The organism is Nakamurella sp. (assembly GCF_044224575.1).
GTDB lineage: Bacteria > Actinomycetota > Actinomycetes > Mycobacteriales > Nakamurellaceae > Nakamurella.
This window is the reverse complement of the sequence record NZ_JBGAKE010000017.1, coordinates 63,362-77,721: the sequence shown is the minus strand read 5'-3', so window position 1 is coordinate 77,721 and position 14,360 is coordinate 63,362. Positions and strand designations below refer to the sequence as shown.

General features: G+C 69.9%; 14 protein-coding genes and 1 pseudogene. 8 read left to right on the top strand and 7 right to left on the bottom strand.

From position 1 onward, the window contains the following. Positions 1-36 precede the first annotated feature (36 nt). Positions 37-360: a TcmI family type II polyketide cyclase gene (locus ACILSK_RS18250; protein ID WP_395728603.1), complete on the bottom strand. Its 324-nt coding sequence runs from the start codon at positions 358-360 to the stop codon at positions 37-39. Between ACILSK_RS18250 and ACILSK_RS18245 the strand changes: the two genes are divergently transcribed. Beyond that, the gene (locus tag ACILSK_RS18245; RefSeq protein WP_395728602.1) at positions 310-1,524 is read left to right on the top strand and encodes a hypothetical protein; all 1,215 of its coding nucleotides are present in this window, start codon (positions 310-312) and stop codon (positions 1,522-1,524) included. The two genes, ACILSK_RS18250 and ACILSK_RS18245, sit on opposite strands and share 51 nt — an antisense overlap. Further along, entirely contained in the window at positions 1,521-2,150 is a 630-nt protein-coding gene (locus tag ACILSK_RS18240; protein ID WP_395728637.1) for a hypothetical protein, read from the top strand. The genes ACILSK_RS18245 and ACILSK_RS18240 overlap by 4 nt, the downstream gene beginning before the upstream one ends. Positions 2,151-2,175: 25 nt before the next feature. On the opposite strand, the gene ACILSK_RS18235 is transcribed toward ACILSK_RS18240, so the two are convergent. Further along, positions 2,176-2,385, bottom strand: coding sequence for a hypothetical protein (locus ACILSK_RS18235; protein WP_395728636.1), 210 nt, complete (start codon positions 2,383-2,385; stop codon positions 2,176-2,178). Between the two features lie 479 nt (positions 2,386-2,864). Beyond that, positions 2,865-3,071 (bottom strand): annotated as a pseudogene (locus tag ACILSK_RS18230) (acyl-CoA dehydrogenase family protein); the annotation flags it as partial. A 227-nt stretch (positions 3,072-3,298) separates the two neighbouring features. Between ACILSK_RS18230 and ACILSK_RS18225 the strand changes: the two are divergent. Then, positions 3,299-6,556, top strand: a complete 3,258-nt coding sequence (locus ACILSK_RS18225; RefSeq protein ID WP_395728601.1) for a BTAD domain-containing putative transcriptional regulator — start codon at positions 3,299-3,301, stop codon at positions 6,554-6,556. Positions 6,557-6,644: 88 nt separating this feature from the next. On the opposite strand, the gene ACILSK_RS18220 is transcribed toward ACILSK_RS18225, so the two are convergent. From ACILSK_RS18220 to ACILSK_RS18210, 3 genes are all read right to left on the bottom strand, one after another. Continuing rightward, the gene (locus ACILSK_RS18220; protein WP_395728600.1) at positions 6,645-7,481 is read right to left on the bottom strand and encodes an ABC transporter permease; all 837 of its coding nucleotides are present in this window, start codon (positions 7,479-7,481) and stop codon (positions 6,645-6,647) included. Next, positions 7,478-8,455, bottom strand: a complete 978-nt coding sequence (locus ACILSK_RS18215) for an ATP-binding cassette domain-containing protein (protein ID WP_395728599.1) — start codon at positions 8,453-8,455, stop codon at positions 7,478-7,480. The genes ACILSK_RS18220 and ACILSK_RS18215 overlap by 4 nt, the downstream gene beginning before the upstream one ends. Positions 8,456-8,590: 135 nt before the next feature. Next, on the bottom strand, positions 8,591-9,718 hold the full coding sequence (locus ACILSK_RS18210) for an FAD-dependent monooxygenase (protein WP_395728598.1): 1,128 nt from the start codon (positions 9,716-9,718) through the stop codon (positions 8,591-8,593). 79 nt (positions 9,719-9,797) lie between these two features. Here ACILSK_RS18210 and ACILSK_RS18205 point away from each other — a divergent pair, with 79 nt between their 5' ends. Then, complete coding sequence (locus tag ACILSK_RS18205) at positions 9,798-10,121, top strand: pyridoxamine 5'-phosphate oxidase (protein WP_395728597.1); 324 nt, start codon at positions 9,798-9,800, stop codon at positions 10,119-10,121. Positions 10,122-10,472: 351 nt separating this feature from the next. Then, positions 10,473-11,381: a toll/interleukin-1 receptor domain-containing protein gene (locus tag ACILSK_RS18200; RefSeq protein WP_395728596.1), complete on the top strand. Its 909-nt coding sequence runs from the start codon at positions 10,473-10,475 to the stop codon at positions 11,379-11,381. Positions 11,382-11,481: 100 nt separating this feature from the next. Here ACILSK_RS18200 and ACILSK_RS18195 read toward each other — a convergent pair whose 3' ends face one another. Beyond that, on the bottom strand, positions 11,482-11,649 hold the full coding sequence (locus ACILSK_RS18195) for a hypothetical protein (protein WP_395728595.1): 168 nt from the start codon (positions 11,647-11,649) through the stop codon (positions 11,482-11,484). Positions 11,650-11,812: 163 nt separating this feature from the next. Here ACILSK_RS18195 and ACILSK_RS18190 point away from each other — a divergent pair, with 163 nt between their 5' ends. From ACILSK_RS18190 to ACILSK_RS18180, 3 genes are read left to right on the top strand one after another with little or no spacing between them, the layout of a single operon-like run. Continuing rightward, complete coding sequence (locus tag ACILSK_RS18190; RefSeq protein ID WP_395728594.1) at positions 11,813-12,766, top strand: hypothetical protein; 954 nt, start codon at positions 11,813-11,815, stop codon at positions 12,764-12,766. Next, positions 12,763-13,263, top strand: coding sequence for a hypothetical protein (locus tag ACILSK_RS18185; protein WP_395728593.1), 501 nt, complete (start codon positions 12,763-12,765; stop codon positions 13,261-13,263). The genes ACILSK_RS18190 and ACILSK_RS18185 overlap by 4 nt, the downstream gene beginning before the upstream one ends. Then, on the top strand, positions 13,260-14,351 hold the full coding sequence (locus ACILSK_RS18180) for a hypothetical protein (RefSeq protein ID WP_395728592.1): 1,092 nt from the start codon (positions 13,260-13,262) through the stop codon (positions 14,349-14,351). The genes ACILSK_RS18185 and ACILSK_RS18180 overlap by 4 nt, the downstream gene beginning before the upstream one ends. Positions 14,352-14,360: the final 9 nt, after the last annotated feature.

The following is a 14,360-nucleotide window of genomic DNA, read 5'->3' as shown; positions in this document are numbered from 1 at the left end:
GCGATCCGAAAATAGTGAGGGTTCTTCCTCGAGGTGTTATTCAGCGGTCCATGAATAGAATTCGTGGGCGATCGCATCCTGGGGGGAGCGCCAGGATGCGGGGTCGTACGGCCTGATGTAGGGATCCAGGTCGGCGCTGATGCGACGGAATGCGGGCAGCGACCTTGCCCCTCGAAGGGCCTGCTCCGCGTCCTGGCGCATCTCGACGACGTGAATGTAGACGTCGTTCAGAGTGTAGAGAGACCTTGTGGATACGCCGATCTCGTGCGGAAGCGAGGTGGCATCCGACTGGGCGAATATCTCCGCGACATGCTCCTGGGCGCCGGGCCGGATGCGCGCGACGATCAGCGTTCGATTCATGTGGTTCCCCCCGGTTCGATGACTACCGACGCAGATCTGTCGGCCCTCCCGGGTGATACGTCCCTTTCCGTGACGGCCTCGAAATTCACCCGTTCGAAGACGGAATGGGTGAGTGAGGTATCAATCGGGCCCCGTCCCGATCTGCACCACAACCGATTCTCCACAACGAGAACCATCAACGAGGGGGCGCCAACCGTGACTTACGGCAGACACCACGTTCGCACCGTCTTGATCACCGAGCCCGCCGACGTGGTCGGCGAAGCCTTGATCGCACGGCTCCGCCGGGCGCCGGGCCGCCGGCGCCTGGTCACGATCGGACTGGGTGATGACCATCAACCGGCGGCGGCGCCCGACCATACGATCGGGTGCCGCGCTGATGCCCCGGAGTTCGGCGCTGCCCCGGTGGATTATCGGGCCGCGGTCAGCCTGGTGGACGTCGTCGTGCACATCGCGCGGCGGCCGGCCGGCACACCGGCGGGGCAGGGACACGACGCTTTGCGCGAGGTCATCGACTTCGCCCGGCGGGCCGACGCCGGACTTGTGTATGTCAGCACTGCCTTCCCCGACGACCCGGTCACCGGACCACTCGGACCGCCGAGCCCGGTGACCGAGAACCAGCTGTTGGCGGACAGCGGTGTGCGGCACGTGGTCATCCGGACCTCGCTGGTGACCGGAGCGATCGAACCGTCGGAAGACCGATCCGGAGCCCCCGACGACACCGTCCGGATGCTGTCCGCCCTCCTCGAACCGGCGGAATCACGTGAACGGTCGTTCGCGGGCCACCGGCTGGATGTGGTCCCTGTCGATATCGTTGCGGACGCCATCGTTCGGCTGATCGACCATGGGGTGTCCTCGGGCGAATTCTGGTTGACCGCCGGCGAGCAGGCACTGACTCTGGGCAGCGCCATCCGGCTGCTTCGGGGTCAGGGACACGCGATCGCGCGCGCAAGCCGGCCCGATGCCGGGTTCGATCCCGACCGGCTGGCTGAGCGAGTGCTGCAATGCCGCCCGTTGGAGAGTTCGCTCGGCGACCGGTTCGTGACCGCGCTCAGCGAACTGGGCGCATTGGGGCTGGCCCCCCTGCCGGACGCGCGGGACACCTTGCTGCGCGCGCTCGGGCTGGCGCCTCGCCGCACGCTGATCGAGGCGGATGTGACGCGGTGACGATGATCAAGGTCGACGATGTGGCGGTCGTCTTCGAAGGCACTCGTCGGTTGCGATGGGCAACTCCGACGGGATTGTCGACGACGCCGCCGCGCTGCCGGGATCAACGGGATCAACGGGATCCCATTGTCCTGCGGCTGTGGCCCGATGTCGGCGCAGGGTCCGAACTGCGGCTGTGGGTCCGCAGCTGCGGGCGCACGCTGGTCGTCTTCGAAGGATTCGACCGACCGGTCGCGGTACCCGGGCACCGCCGGCTCGTCCTGCCGGCCGGCGTGGTCGAACACACCGACCGGACGCCCGAGGTCGGACGTGTGCACGATCGCCTGCTGTCGGTGCGACCATTCACCTGGCTGCCGGCCGAACACCGGTCGCGCGGAAGCGACTTCCTCGCGCAAGCCGGGGCGATCGACAGTGGGGTCCACCCCGGCCTGCCGGGGCCTGTCGTCGTCGTGGAGGAGGACCTCATCGGCACGTCCTGCCCGGTGCGCTTCCTCTTTTCGCGCCGACCGCTCGGACTGGGTGAGTTCCGCGAGGTGATCGCCCGCCTGTACCGCCCCAAGGAGGTGGGCCGGGAGCGGCCGGCGGCGCCCCGACACCTGGCCGACCTGCAGCAACGGGCGGCCTGAGCGCTCCGCAGGGACCCGGCTGGGGCTATACCGTCGCCGTCGCCGGCACCGCCAGACGTTGGAGCATCGCGTCCTTGATCGCCGGGCGCAGCCCGAAGACGAGGAGGAAGCCGGACTCCCGGTAGAGCCGGCCGGCGTGCTGGTCGGCCAGCACCGAGCGGCTGCCGGTGTGCACCACCAGCCGGGCCGCGGCCCGCGCGGCGAGCAGGCTGGAGGTGGCCCGGGCATCGGGCACCTCGTCGCCTCGAGGTCGGAGGGGTCGCCGAGCAGCCGGGCGCACCGTCCGGCCACGCCGAGCGCAAGGAACCCGTTCATCACCGTGCCGGCGACCTGGGACGCGACGAACGTGTCGAGTGGTTGGGTGTGACCCAGCCGGTCGCCCGGCACGAAGTGGTCGGCGAACCGCAGCGAGACGGTGCGGCTGGCCTGCACCGCGAGCAGGTGGGAGTCGTGCGCGACCAGGCTGCCCGAACCGGCGGCGTCCACGATGAAGAAGTGCAGCAGCCCGCGGTCGTCGACGGCGCCGACGAGCAGGACGTTGACCAGCCCCCACCCGGTCACCCAGGGCGATTCGCCGGAGAGTCGGTAACCTCCGGGGACCGGCCGGACGTGGATCAGGTCGGGACGGGCCATCGCCAGGCCGGCCCGAACCCGGCCGCCGGCAAGGGGCTGCAACCACGCCGCCCGCTCCCGTTCGCCGGCGACCCCGGCCACCGCCATCAACGGCGCCAGGTGCTGAAGCCAGACGAATGCGGTCGTCAGGCATCCGCCGGCAAGGGCGGCGACGACGTCGGCGACGATCGGGAATCCGGCCGGTCCGACCCCCCCGAACTCGGGCGGGGCGGCGACGCCGTAGAAGCCCTCGTCGGCCAGCAGGTCGAGATGGGCGGTCGGCACCTGGTCCGCCCGCTCCACGGCCATGGCCGCTGGAAACAGGACATCGTCCGCGATGCGCTGGGCCCGAGGCACCCAGCCGAATTCGTCGTCCATTCTGACCATTGTGTCAACCAATCGGGCCAGTCGGTGCACATCTGAGCGCAACGAGTTCACCCATTTTGAATGATTTTTTCTCCTGGTTGGCGCAACTGCCCCGCGTTGCCGTATTTGCCGGCTCCGAGCCGCCGCGTCGACTCTGGGACAGTGGTGAGGTGCAGATCGGGATCCTCGGGCCGCTTGCGGTGCACGCCGGCGACCGTCCGGTCGCCGTCACCGGGACCCGGCTGCGGGCGCTGGTCACCCGGCTGGCCGCCGACGCGCCGGCGCCGGTGTCGATCGCCGAGTTGGTCGACGCGGTGTGGCCGGGGGCGCCGCCCGTCGATCCCACCAACGCACTGCAATCGTTGGTCTCGCGGGTCCGTCGCGCCCTGGGTGACGCGACCAGGGTCGAACCGGTCCCCGGCGGGTACCGGATCACCGTCGACGCCGCCGACGTCGACCTCGCGGTCTTCGCCGCACTCGTGGCCGAGGGGCGCCGCGACCTCCAGCAGGCGCGCCCGTCCGATGCCCAGGAGCATCTGGCCGGTGCGTTGGCGCTGTGGCGCGGCGAGCCACTGGTCGACGCCGCGGACGGCCCGTACGCCACTGCCACCCGGGCTCGCCTGTCGGAGCTGCGGCTGGCCGCGCAGATCGACCTGATCGAGGCCCGGTTGCAGCTCGGGAGGGCCGCCGAGGTGGTCGCCGACCTGGAGCAGCTCGTTGCGGCCCACCCGCTGCGCGAGCGCCTGGCCGGGCAACTGATGCGAGCACTGGCCCTGACCGGCCGCCAGGCCGACGCACTGGCCGTCCATGAACGGCTCCGGGACCGGCTGGCCGGCGAGTTGGGTGTCGATCCGGGCGCCGAGGAACAGGCGGTGCACCTGGCCGTGTTGCGCGGCGAGATCGTCCCGCCGGCAGCGCCCGCCACCCCGGGGACGAACAATCGGCCGGACCGGCGTCGCACCAACCTTCGGGTCCCGCTGACCCGGCTGATCGGCCGGGACGAGCAGGTGCGCCGGATCGGCGAGCTGCTCGCCGATGGACGGCTGGTCACGGTCGTCGGGCCGGGCGGCGCCGGGAAGACGCGGTTGGCCCAGGAGGTCGGCGCGATGATCGCGGCCGACCGGCGGGACGGGGTGTGGCTGGTCGAACTGGCCTCGGTCACCGACCGCAAGGGCATCGTCCCGGCGATGATCGGCGCCCTCGGGCTGCTGGATACCCGGGCCGTCGACCGCCGGACCGAGCGCACCGCCCGGGACTCCACCGACTACCTGTTCGACGTCCTCGCCGACACCGACTGCCTGCTGGTGGTGGACAACTGCGAACATCTCATCAACCCCGTCGCCGAACTGATCGACGCCCTGCTCGCCCGCAGCCCCGGACTGCGGGTGCTGGCCACCAGCCGCGAGCCGTTCGGCATCGTCGGCGAGTCGTTATGCCTGGTTCCGCCGTTGGGTCTGCCGCCGGTCGGGGTCGCCGCGGACAACGCCGCGGACTATCCGGCGGTCCGCCTGCTGGTCGAACGCGGCCGGGCGGTCGCCTCCGGATTCGAGGTGTCGCCGGCCAACGTCAACGAGGTCGTCGAGATCGTCCGGCGACTCGACGGGTTGCCATTGGCCATCGAACTGGCCGCCGCGCGGCTGCGGGTGATGCCGATCGGAGAGATCGCGACCCGCCTGTCCGACCGGTTCCGGTTGCTGACCGGTGGCAGCCGGACCGCGATGCCGCGGCACCGCACCCTGCGGGCGGTGGTGGAGTGGAGTTGGGGGCTCCTGCGCGACGACGAACGGCTGCTGGCCGAGCGGCTCGCCGTGTTCCCGGCCGGCGCAAACCTGGACGCGGCCACCGAGGTGTGCGCGGACGCCCGGCTGCCCGCCGATGACGTCGGCGACCTGGTCCTGTCGCTGGTCGACAAGTCGTTGCTGACCGTCGTCGATGGGCCGGCCACCCGGTACCGGATGCTGGAGACCATCCGCGAGTACGGGGTGGAACGGCTCTCCGAACGGGGTGAGGTCGCGGCGGTGCGGATCGCGCACGCGCGGCACTACGCCGACCTCGCGCACCGGATGGACCCGCTGCTGCGCACCGCCGACCAGCTCGACGCGATCGCCACGATGACCGCCGAACGGGACAACATCGCCGCAGCACTGCGGTATCTGGCCGAGGCGGACGACCCGGTCGACCGCGCGGCGAGCCTGGGGCTGGCCATGGACATGGCCTGGTTCTGGCAGATGACCGGGGCGATCGCGGAGTCGATGGCCGCGCTGACGCTGGTGCTGACCGCCTGCCCGGACCATCCCCACCGGCCGTGGGCGGCGGCCATGCTGTTCCTGCTGAACTCGTTCGAGAACGCGGACGGCGATCTGCAGGCGGCTGCCGTCCGGGCCGAGAGCCGCCGCCTGGCCCGCCTGATGATCGCCGGTTCGGCGCCGCCGAACAATGGATTCTCGATGATGCCCACCATCCTGGCGCTGTTCGGCAACGACCCGGAGACCGCCGACCGGGCCATGGGCGCCGAGTGGGCGACGGCCGACGAATGGTCGCGGTCGGCGCTGGCCATGGGCCGGGCCCTGTTCGCCGAGAACGACGGCCGGCTGCCCGACCTGCGCGTCGAGATCGACCAGGCGTTGGCCGGTTTCGCCAGCATCGGGGATCGCTGGGGCCTGTCCTCGATACTGACCACCCGAGGGAATCTGCGGGCGATGGACGGCGACGTCGCGGGCGGGATCGCCGACTACGAGCGGGCCCTCGCCCTGGCCGGCGAACTGGGCTCGGCGCAGGACGAGGCGATGGTCCGGGTGCGGATGGCCGCGCTGCTGATGCGGGCCGGCGAGCTGGCCCGGGCCTCGGCGATGATCGACGACGTTCGTGACCTGATGCCGCCCCGGACCGGGGGGTTCGACCGCGAGCTGTTCGTCTCCGGCATGGCGGCGATGGTCAAGCTGCTCGCCGGCGACCTGGCCGGGGCGGCGGACCTGGCCGCCCGGTTGCGGGCGGACCGGGAGCACCGCGTCCAAGAATTGCGGGAGGGACATGCCATGGCGGTCGTCTGCGGGAGTACCGCGATCGTCGCCGTGCACGTCGGCGAGATCGACGAGGCCGTCGCCGACCTGCGCGTCGGCTTTCCCATGGCCCTGACCACGCAGGACATGCCGGTCATCGCCACTGTCGGCGTGGCGGTGGCCTGGGTCGTTGCGGCCCAGGGCGCGCCGGCGGTCGCGAGCCGGGCGCTGGGCGCCGCTGCCCGGCTGCGCGGCGGCGACGACCCGTTCGATCCGATGGTCGCGCGGCTGACGGAGCGCCTGCGCGCGGACCTCGGGTCCGGCTACGACGCGGCCTACGCGCAGGGCAAGGTGCTGGACCGTGAGGACGCGATCGCGGCGATCGACCCCGACCGGGTCCTGATCGTCGATCCGGTCGGCTCGACCTGACCCATTCACCGGCCGAAACTCGACAACCAGAAGGGCTCCCCGACCGGACGAAACCAGTGGTCGGGGAGCCCTTCTGCGTGTTCGTGCCTCAGACCCGGCGGCGGTACCCGCGCAGCGCGAGCGGCACGAAAACCACCAGCAGGACGGCCATCCAGACGAACGTCCACATCAGGCTGGTGGCCACCGGCCCGCCGACCATCAGCCCCCGCATGGTGGTGACGAGCTGGGAGATCGGGTTGAAGTTGGCAAAGGCGGCCAGCCAGCTCGGCATGGTCGTCGTCGGCACGAACGTGTTGGACGCGAACGACAGTGGCAGCACGATCAGGAACATGATGCCCTGCACCGCGCCGGACGTCCGGGCCTTCATCCCGACGAACACCGAGATCCAGCAGAAGCACAGCGCGAACGCGATCGCCAGCAACACCGCGGCCACCGCCGCCGCGGCATTGGTCTCCACCCGGAAGCCCATGATCATGCCGAAACCCAGGGTGACCACGCACAGGATGAAGTACCGCGCGATGTCCGCCGTCACCGCGCCGACCAGCGGCACGGAGCGGCCGATGGGCAGCGAGCGGAACCGGTCGAAGACGCCCTTCTCGATGTCGGCGTTCAGGTTCTGCCCGAGCGCGACGCCGGCCATCGCGATCGACTGACCGAGCAGACCGGGTAGCAGGAATTGCAGGTAGTCGGACGAGCTGCCGGCGATCGCCCCACCGAAGATGTAGGTGAACATCAGCAGGAAGATGATCGGCTGCAGGGTGACGTCGATCAGCGCCTCGGGGGTGCGCCACATCTTCAGCAGGCTGCGCTTGGCCAGCGAGAACGTGTGCCGCGGATAGGCCAGCGCGCCCGCGGCCGGGGTCTCGCTCGGGGTGGGAGCGGCCGCGTGGCGGCCGCTCGCCGGGGTGGTCGTGACCGTCGTCATGCGGCCACCTCCTTGCTGGTGTCGATGGTGATCTCGGAACCGACGCGTTGGCCGGTCAGCGTCATGAAGACCTCGTCCAGCGTGGGCAGGTGCAGGGACAGTTCGGTGACGCCGATGCCCGCCTCGGCGAGCCGGCCGACGGTCGCGGCCAGGGCCAGCTCGCCGGTGTCCACCGCGGCGGTCAGTTCGTTCCGGCCGGTCGGCTCGGGGGTCCGGCCGGCAATCTCGGTGAGCACGGAGGCGACGTCGTCCAGCCGGTCGGGGTCCGTCGGCCGGACCCGGATACGTTGACCGCCGATCGTCCGCTTCAACCCCTCGGGGGTGTCGTGAGCGATCACCCGGCCGCGGTCGATGACGCTGATCTCATCGGCCAGCGCGTCGGCCTCCTCCAGGTACTGGGTGGTGAGCAGGACGGTGGACCCGTCGGACACCAGGCGGCGGACGACGTCCCACATGTCCTCCCGCTTCGCCGGGTCCAGACCGGTGGTGGGCTCGTCCAGGAAGATCACTCGCGGCCGGCCGACCAGGCTGGCGGCCAGGTCCAGGCGTCGCCGCATGCCGCCGGAATACGTCTTCGCGCGGCGCCCGGCGGCGTCGGCCAGCCCGAACCAGTCGAGCAGCTCCCGGGCGCGGGCCTTGGCGTCGCGGGTCGACAGGTTGAGCAGCGTGCCGATCATGACCAGGTTCTCGATGCCCGTCAGGTCCTCGTCGACGGAGGCGTACTGGCCGGTGAGGCCGATGGTGCGGCGCACCTTGCCGGCCTCGGAGACGACGTCGAACCCGTCGACCCGGGCCGTGCCGGCATCCGCCCGGAGCAGCGTGGCCAGCACTCGGACCGCCGTGGTCTTGCCGGCGCCGTTCGGCCCCAGTACGCCGAGCACGGTGCCCTCCCGGGCGGCGAGATCGACTCCGTCCAGCGCCTGCGTCTTGCCGAACGCCTTGCGCAGGCCCTCGGCCTCGATAATGAAGCTCATAGGGGACCCCTTCCTCGATGTCTCGTTGCTGTCCGACACTCACCCTGCCCGGGGGCCCTGACATCCGGCGCACATCCCGCTGGCATGTGGTGTCACCGATGGTGTCAGTGGTGTCAGCGAGGCGACCACCGGTGATCAGCGGCCGCCGTATGCCCGCGGGTGCGTCGCCGCGTAGGCGTGGAACAGGGCGTCGCGGGTGGCGACGCCGCCCCGGGTGGCCGGCACCAGCAGGTGTCCGGCCAGGGGGGCGCCGGCGTGGTGCGGGCGGAGCCGTCGGCGGTGAACCCGCTCGTACTCGCGCAGTGCGACGGCGACGTCATCGGGTTGTTGCCGCAGGTGCGCGGCCAGGGTCGCGGCGCCCACGACGGCCATGCTCGATCCCTCGCCGAGCAGGGAGACGCAGCCGGCCGCGTCACCGACCAGCACGGTCCGCCCGCGCGACCAGCGATCCACCCGGATTCGGCTGACCCCGTCGAAGTAGATGTCGTCGGCGGTACGGAACCGGTCGAGGAATTCGGGTACGCGCCACTGCATGCCGTCGTACGTGGTGGTCAGCAGGTCGAGTCGAGCACCGGGGTCCCGGGTGGCCTCGGCCGGGAACCGGGCGTGTCGGAAGATGAAGGCCGCGCCCTCCCGTCCGTTCGTCGGATGCAGGATCGCGGCCCGCCCGGGCGCTCCGTGGATGAGCACCGTCCGCGGGTCGGCGGCGGGCGCGCCGAGCATGAGCGTCGCGATGGACAGGCCGAGGTGGGTGGCGAACCGCTGCTCCGGACCGAACGCGAGACGTCGCACCGTCGAGTGGAGGCCGTCGGCGCCGATGACGAGATCGAACCGTTGCGCGGGACCGTGCTCGAACGCTACGTCCACGCCGCCGGCGTCCCCCCGCAGGCCGGTCACGGTGTCGTCGTAGCGGAACTCGGCCTGGTCGCGGGCGGCGGCGGCCAGGATCGCGGCGAGGTCGCCGCGCGGGATCTCGATCGCCCGCGGTCCGCTCTGGGTGGGGATCCAACCGATCAGGGCGCCGTCGGCGTCGACCGCGGCGAGCCGGGTCGTTCTCGTCGCGCGGGCTCGGATCGGCGGCAGCAGGCCCATCCGCTCGACCACCCGCAGGGCCGGCCCGCGGACGTCCACCGGGCTGCCGCTGGAGCGGTGGCCGCCGGAGCGCTCCACGACCGTCACGGCGAGCCGACGCCGGCCCAGCAGGCACGCGACCGTCGAGCCGGCGATGCCCGCCCCCACCACCAGCACGGTGCGGATGCTCACCCCACCATCCTTACCCCGCGCCGGTGGTTTCGTGCTGCGCGCTGGTTGCCGGCAGACGTGCGGCGATAGCCTCGCCGCCATGAGCATCAAGGTGGAACCCGACGACCTGCCGCGAGTGCTGGGTGACTTCGACGCCGGTTACCTGTTGACCGTGGATCCTGTGGGGTCCCCGGCGCGGGTGAAGGTGGTGTCGGTGCGGCCGTCGCTCGCCGACGGCCGGCTGGTGATCACTCGGCCCGGGCGGGGATCCATCGCGAACGCCCGGGCGAACCCGGCCGTCACGGTCGTCTGGCCGCCGCGCGAGCCGGGCGGGATGTCATTGATCGTGGACGGCAGTGCCGAATGCGAGGGGGAGGACCTGCGGGTGACGCCGGCGAGCGGGGTGCTGCACAAGCCGGCCTGAACACCATCTCGCCTGGCCCCGGTGCGGCGGTATTCACGTTCGCCTCCGCCGGTGCATGTCGCGATGCGGTTGCGTCGTTCTGGTCTGCCCCTGGCCGAGCGAGCCGGGCGGCCGCCGAGCGTGCGACGGGGCCAGCGCATCCACGATTGACCCGTCGGCGAGAACCGTGTGGTCACCGGCCGACGTATCAACTGGCATGAATGGAAAATCAGTTGTGTACGAGCCGGCCGGCACTACTCTCAAGAGTGTCGGGGGTGGTGCCGAACGGACGTTGATCGATGCGATGCCAAAGGCATCGTCGGTTGCGAGAGAATCTGCATTCAGTGACAGCGACTCGGTGGGGGGCGCTCCGTGAAGATCTTCGTTTCCTATTCGCGCGACGACAAGCCGGCTGCCGACCGCATCAGCGCTCTGCTGGCGGAGATCGATCACCAGCCCTGGGCCGACCGGCACCTATCCGGGGGCCAGTTGTGGTGGGACGTCATCATTCGGGCCATTCAGGAGTCCGACGTCATGATCGTGATCCTGTCCCCCGCCTCGTTGGCATCCCAGGCGTGTCGCTTCGAGCGGGACTATGCCAACCGGCTGGGAAAAAGCATTCTACCGATCATGATCGCCCCGATATCCGTGTCCGCCCTCCCGGCGGACCTCAGCATGGTTCAACTGGTCGACGCGACCACCGCCGACATCGGCAGCGAGACGGCAGCCCTGGTCCGGGCACTGAATCGGCTGCCGCCGGTACGGCCGTTGCCGCGCCCATTGCCATCACCTCCGCCGATTCCGCTGTCCTATCTGTCGAATCTGAGCGATCAGATCGATCTGGGACGGCAACTCTCGTACGAAGAGCAGATCGCCATCGTGAACCAATTGCAGAATGCTGCGCGGTCGGAGGATCTCGACGAGCGGCGCGGTGGTGTTGCGCTCCTCAGCCGGCTGCGTAGCCGCCGGGACATCTACGCCGACACCGCTCAGCACATAGAACGAATTCAGTTCGCAGCGGGACCGGCTGCGTTCCCAGCCGCGATGAACGACAATCGGGTCGGTTCGAACGGATCCGCAATGGCTGCTGGGCCCGGTGCCGGGCAGAATCTCGTTCGGCCGGCGACCGGTACAACGACGACGGTCAAAGTCTTCGCCTGGATCGGCGGAATTGTGGTGGCCTTGATCGTCTTTGGGGCCATTGCAGGCGGCATGTCAGGGGGCGCTGCGGGCGGAACCGACGTGTGCCAGGACCAGTTCGGGAATTACTACACGTGCTGACCACCTGCCCGGCCTGCGGGGGAGTTGGGACGCTGCCTTCATAGTCGGGTCCCCCCCGCGGGGGTGACGGTGGTGTCGGTGCGCGCGTTGCTCGCTCCCACTACCCGGCGAAGTGTTCGGCGACAACCTGTTCGGCGACCTTCCGGCCCACTTCGCGGAGTTCGTCCAGGTGGTCGACCGAGTCGAGGGCCTGGACGTGCCGGGCGCGAATGCGGCCCAGGTCGTTCTCCTCGAGCCATCGTGGCGTGAGCTCGGCGTGTCGCCCCACCTGTCCTTGCCGCTCGTCAGGCCCGGTCCGGCAGCACATCGGTGACCGTGATGCCCCCTCCTCGAATTCGGACAAAGGGAAATCGTCACGGACATTCCGATCGGCCGCAATCCGGTTACGGGGTTACAGTCGGCCGGTGATCGTGGCCTACGCGGGACGTCGCATGAGGTCTCTCGAGGGCAATCCCGAGGTGGTCGGGATTCGGGTCCGACGGTTGCTGGCCGGGTTGGCGCCCTCGGCCGTGGTGGGCGCCGCCGCCGACGGAGCGGACTTGCTGGTGCTGGAGGCCGCGTTGGCCCTCCCGGACGGCCCCGCGGTGCATGTGGTGCTGCCGACCACCCGCCAGATCTTTCGCGAGGACTCCGTGGAATCCGGGTCGCGCCATCGTTTCGACAACGTGGTGGCGGAGGTGCTGAAGCGCGGCGGAACCGTGGAGACGCTCGATCTGGAACCCGGGGAGGGGGCGTATCGCCGGGCGAATCAGGTCATTCTGGACCGCGCCGCCGAGCTTGCCGAGGGGGATCAGCGGTGCGTGGGGCTGGTGGTGGCCGCTCCGGGCGAGGGTCGGATGATCGACGATCTGCTGCACCGGTCGGCTCTGACCGGCACGCCGGTCTTGCGGATCGATCCGACCGTTGACATCCCGAGCCGGCCGAAGTGCTTCATCCTCATGCCCTTCGGGGTCAGGACCGATGCGGAGCGCAGGTTCGAGGTGGACTGCGATCTGGTGTACTCCAAGATCCTGGTGCCGACCCTGGAGAACGCCCAACTCGACTACGAACGCGCGGACGCGCAGATCGACTCGGGAATCGTGCTTGAGCCGATGATCGAGTCACTGGCCCGGGCCGACCTGGTCATCGCCGATCTGCAGACCGGGAACTTCAATGTCGGCTGGGAACTCGGCCTGCGCCACCTGCTTCGGCCGGGTCAGACGATACTGATCGGCCCGGCCGGCACGAGGGCGCCGTTCGACGTGTCCGCCCTGCGGCACGTCCGCTACCGCGACGACGCGGCCGGCATCTCCGACGACGCGGCCGTCGAGGCATGGTCGGCCCTGGGCGGGTTCGTCGCCCGGGCCGGCAAGCGACCGGCCAACGATTCGCCGTCCAGTCGGTGATGGAGGTTGCGCGGTGGGGGCTGGTGCGCCGACGCACGGTTCCCGACAACCGGTGGGAGTCGACGCGCCACTCCTTGACACTGGCCCGGGAACTGCGGGACGCCGACCTGATGCGCGTCAACGTCGTCGCGATCGACGTCACCCTGGCCGTCGGCGACGGTGATGTGCGGTCCGCCGCCCAGGCCCGCGAACTGCTGCCGGTCGTCCGGGTCGCATCGGGTCTCGCCCTGGCCAGACCCGATGAACGTTACTGGGCCGCTGCAGCTATCGCCGAATGCTTGCTCCATCGGGTCATCCTGGAATCCGCCGGTGATATTGACGCCATCCGGTTGGCCTTTCAGGCCGCCGGCCAGGTGCGCCCGCCCGATGGGCATCTGTGCAGCACCTTTCGGCAGTTGGATTTCCTTGGTGTGCTGAACCTGCCGACCGCGCCGCTCGAGGCCGCGCGGAAGGGTCTGTTCGAGGGCGCCGGATGGGCGCTGGAGGTGGAGCCGTGATTCACCGCGTTGCCGTCCACGGTGGCTCGAGTCTTGATGGCCACGTTGCCCGGTTCGCGCGTTGCCTCGGTCAGGCGATCGCCACGGATACCAGGCTGACCCTGGTCACCGGCGGCTTCAGCGACCGGGTCTCCGGTGAGGGAGCCGACGCCGATCCGAACGAGGCCAGGCTGACGTCCACCGACTACGAGGCCGTCGAGGGCGCGCGGGAAGTCCTCGGCGCTGGGCAGCGGAGCGAAGCCGAGTGGATCGAGACCTGGCTGCCCTCGGAATTCAACCGCGGCTCCGATGACGCCCGCTACTTCCGGGCGGGAGCGGTCAGGAGCATAGACGGCGCCACACCCCAGGCCCGGCGATTCGTGCTGGTCAAAGGCGTCGATGCCGTCGTCACCGTTGAAGGAAAGGCCAATACCGCTCAGGTGCTCGACCTTGCTCTCGCGATCAACCGGAGCGCCCTGCCCCTCCCCTTCACCGGGGCGGCCTCGGCCTCGGCACGATACTGGCGGAGAAATCGCCCGCAGATCCAGAAGTGGTTCAAGCTGTCTGACGACGAGTGGAACGGGCTCGAGGCAGTCGATCTCGGCTCGCTGGACGGTGCGGCGATGACCGAACTCGCCGAACGGGTCCTCACGTATCTCTGGCGCGGGATCGAGCGGCGATGCCTGGCGCTCCTCCCCTTCGATGGAGAATCCAAGGAGTTCTTTGCCGGCGTTGTCCAGATGGTGATCGAGGATGAAGGACTGGTGGTCGATCGGGTCGACCTCGAACCCGAGGGTGGTGAGATCTACGACAAGTTCACCCGATCCCTGGCCGCCGCGGACGTCGTTCTCGTCGACATCACGGGATTCAACCGGAACGTCATGTACGAACTGGGTCACGTCCATGCGAAAGGCGTCTCGCCCCTGCTCTACCAGCGCGTGGCGATCGATGTCGACCCGGCGGAGATACCGTTCTACCTCAAGCCACATGCGATCGTGACCTTCGAATCAGGCGCCGGGCCGACGCTGGTGGAGGACTTTCGAGCGCGGCTACGCAAATATGTGCGGAAGATCCTGCCGGATCGGCCCGATCGATCGGTCGATGAGTAGAAGGAGGTC

Coding starts and splice junctions, on each gene's coding strand:
- ACILSK_RS18245 (WP_395728602.1), top strand. CDS start 310: ATGCTCCTGGGCGCCGGGCCGGATGCGCGCGACGATCAGCGTTCGATT.
- ACILSK_RS18250 (WP_395728603.1), bottom strand. CDS start 360: ATGAATCGAACGCTGATCGTCGCGCGCATCCGGCCCGGCGCCCAGGAG.
- ACILSK_RS18220 (WP_395728600.1), bottom strand. CDS start 7,481: ATGACGACGGTCACGACCACCCCGGCGAGCGGCCGCCACGCGGCCGCT.
- ACILSK_RS18215 (WP_395728599.1), bottom strand. CDS start 8,455: ATGAGCTTCATTATCGAGGCCGAGGGCCTGCGCAAGGCGTTCGGCAAG.
- ACILSK_RS18205 (WP_395728597.1), top strand. CDS start 9,798: ATGAGCATCAAGGTGGAACCCGACGACCTGCCGCGAGTGCTGGGTGAC.
- ACILSK_RS18190 (WP_395728594.1), top strand. CDS start 11,813: ATGAGGTCTCTCGAGGGCAATCCCGAGGTGGTCGGGATTCGGGTCCGA.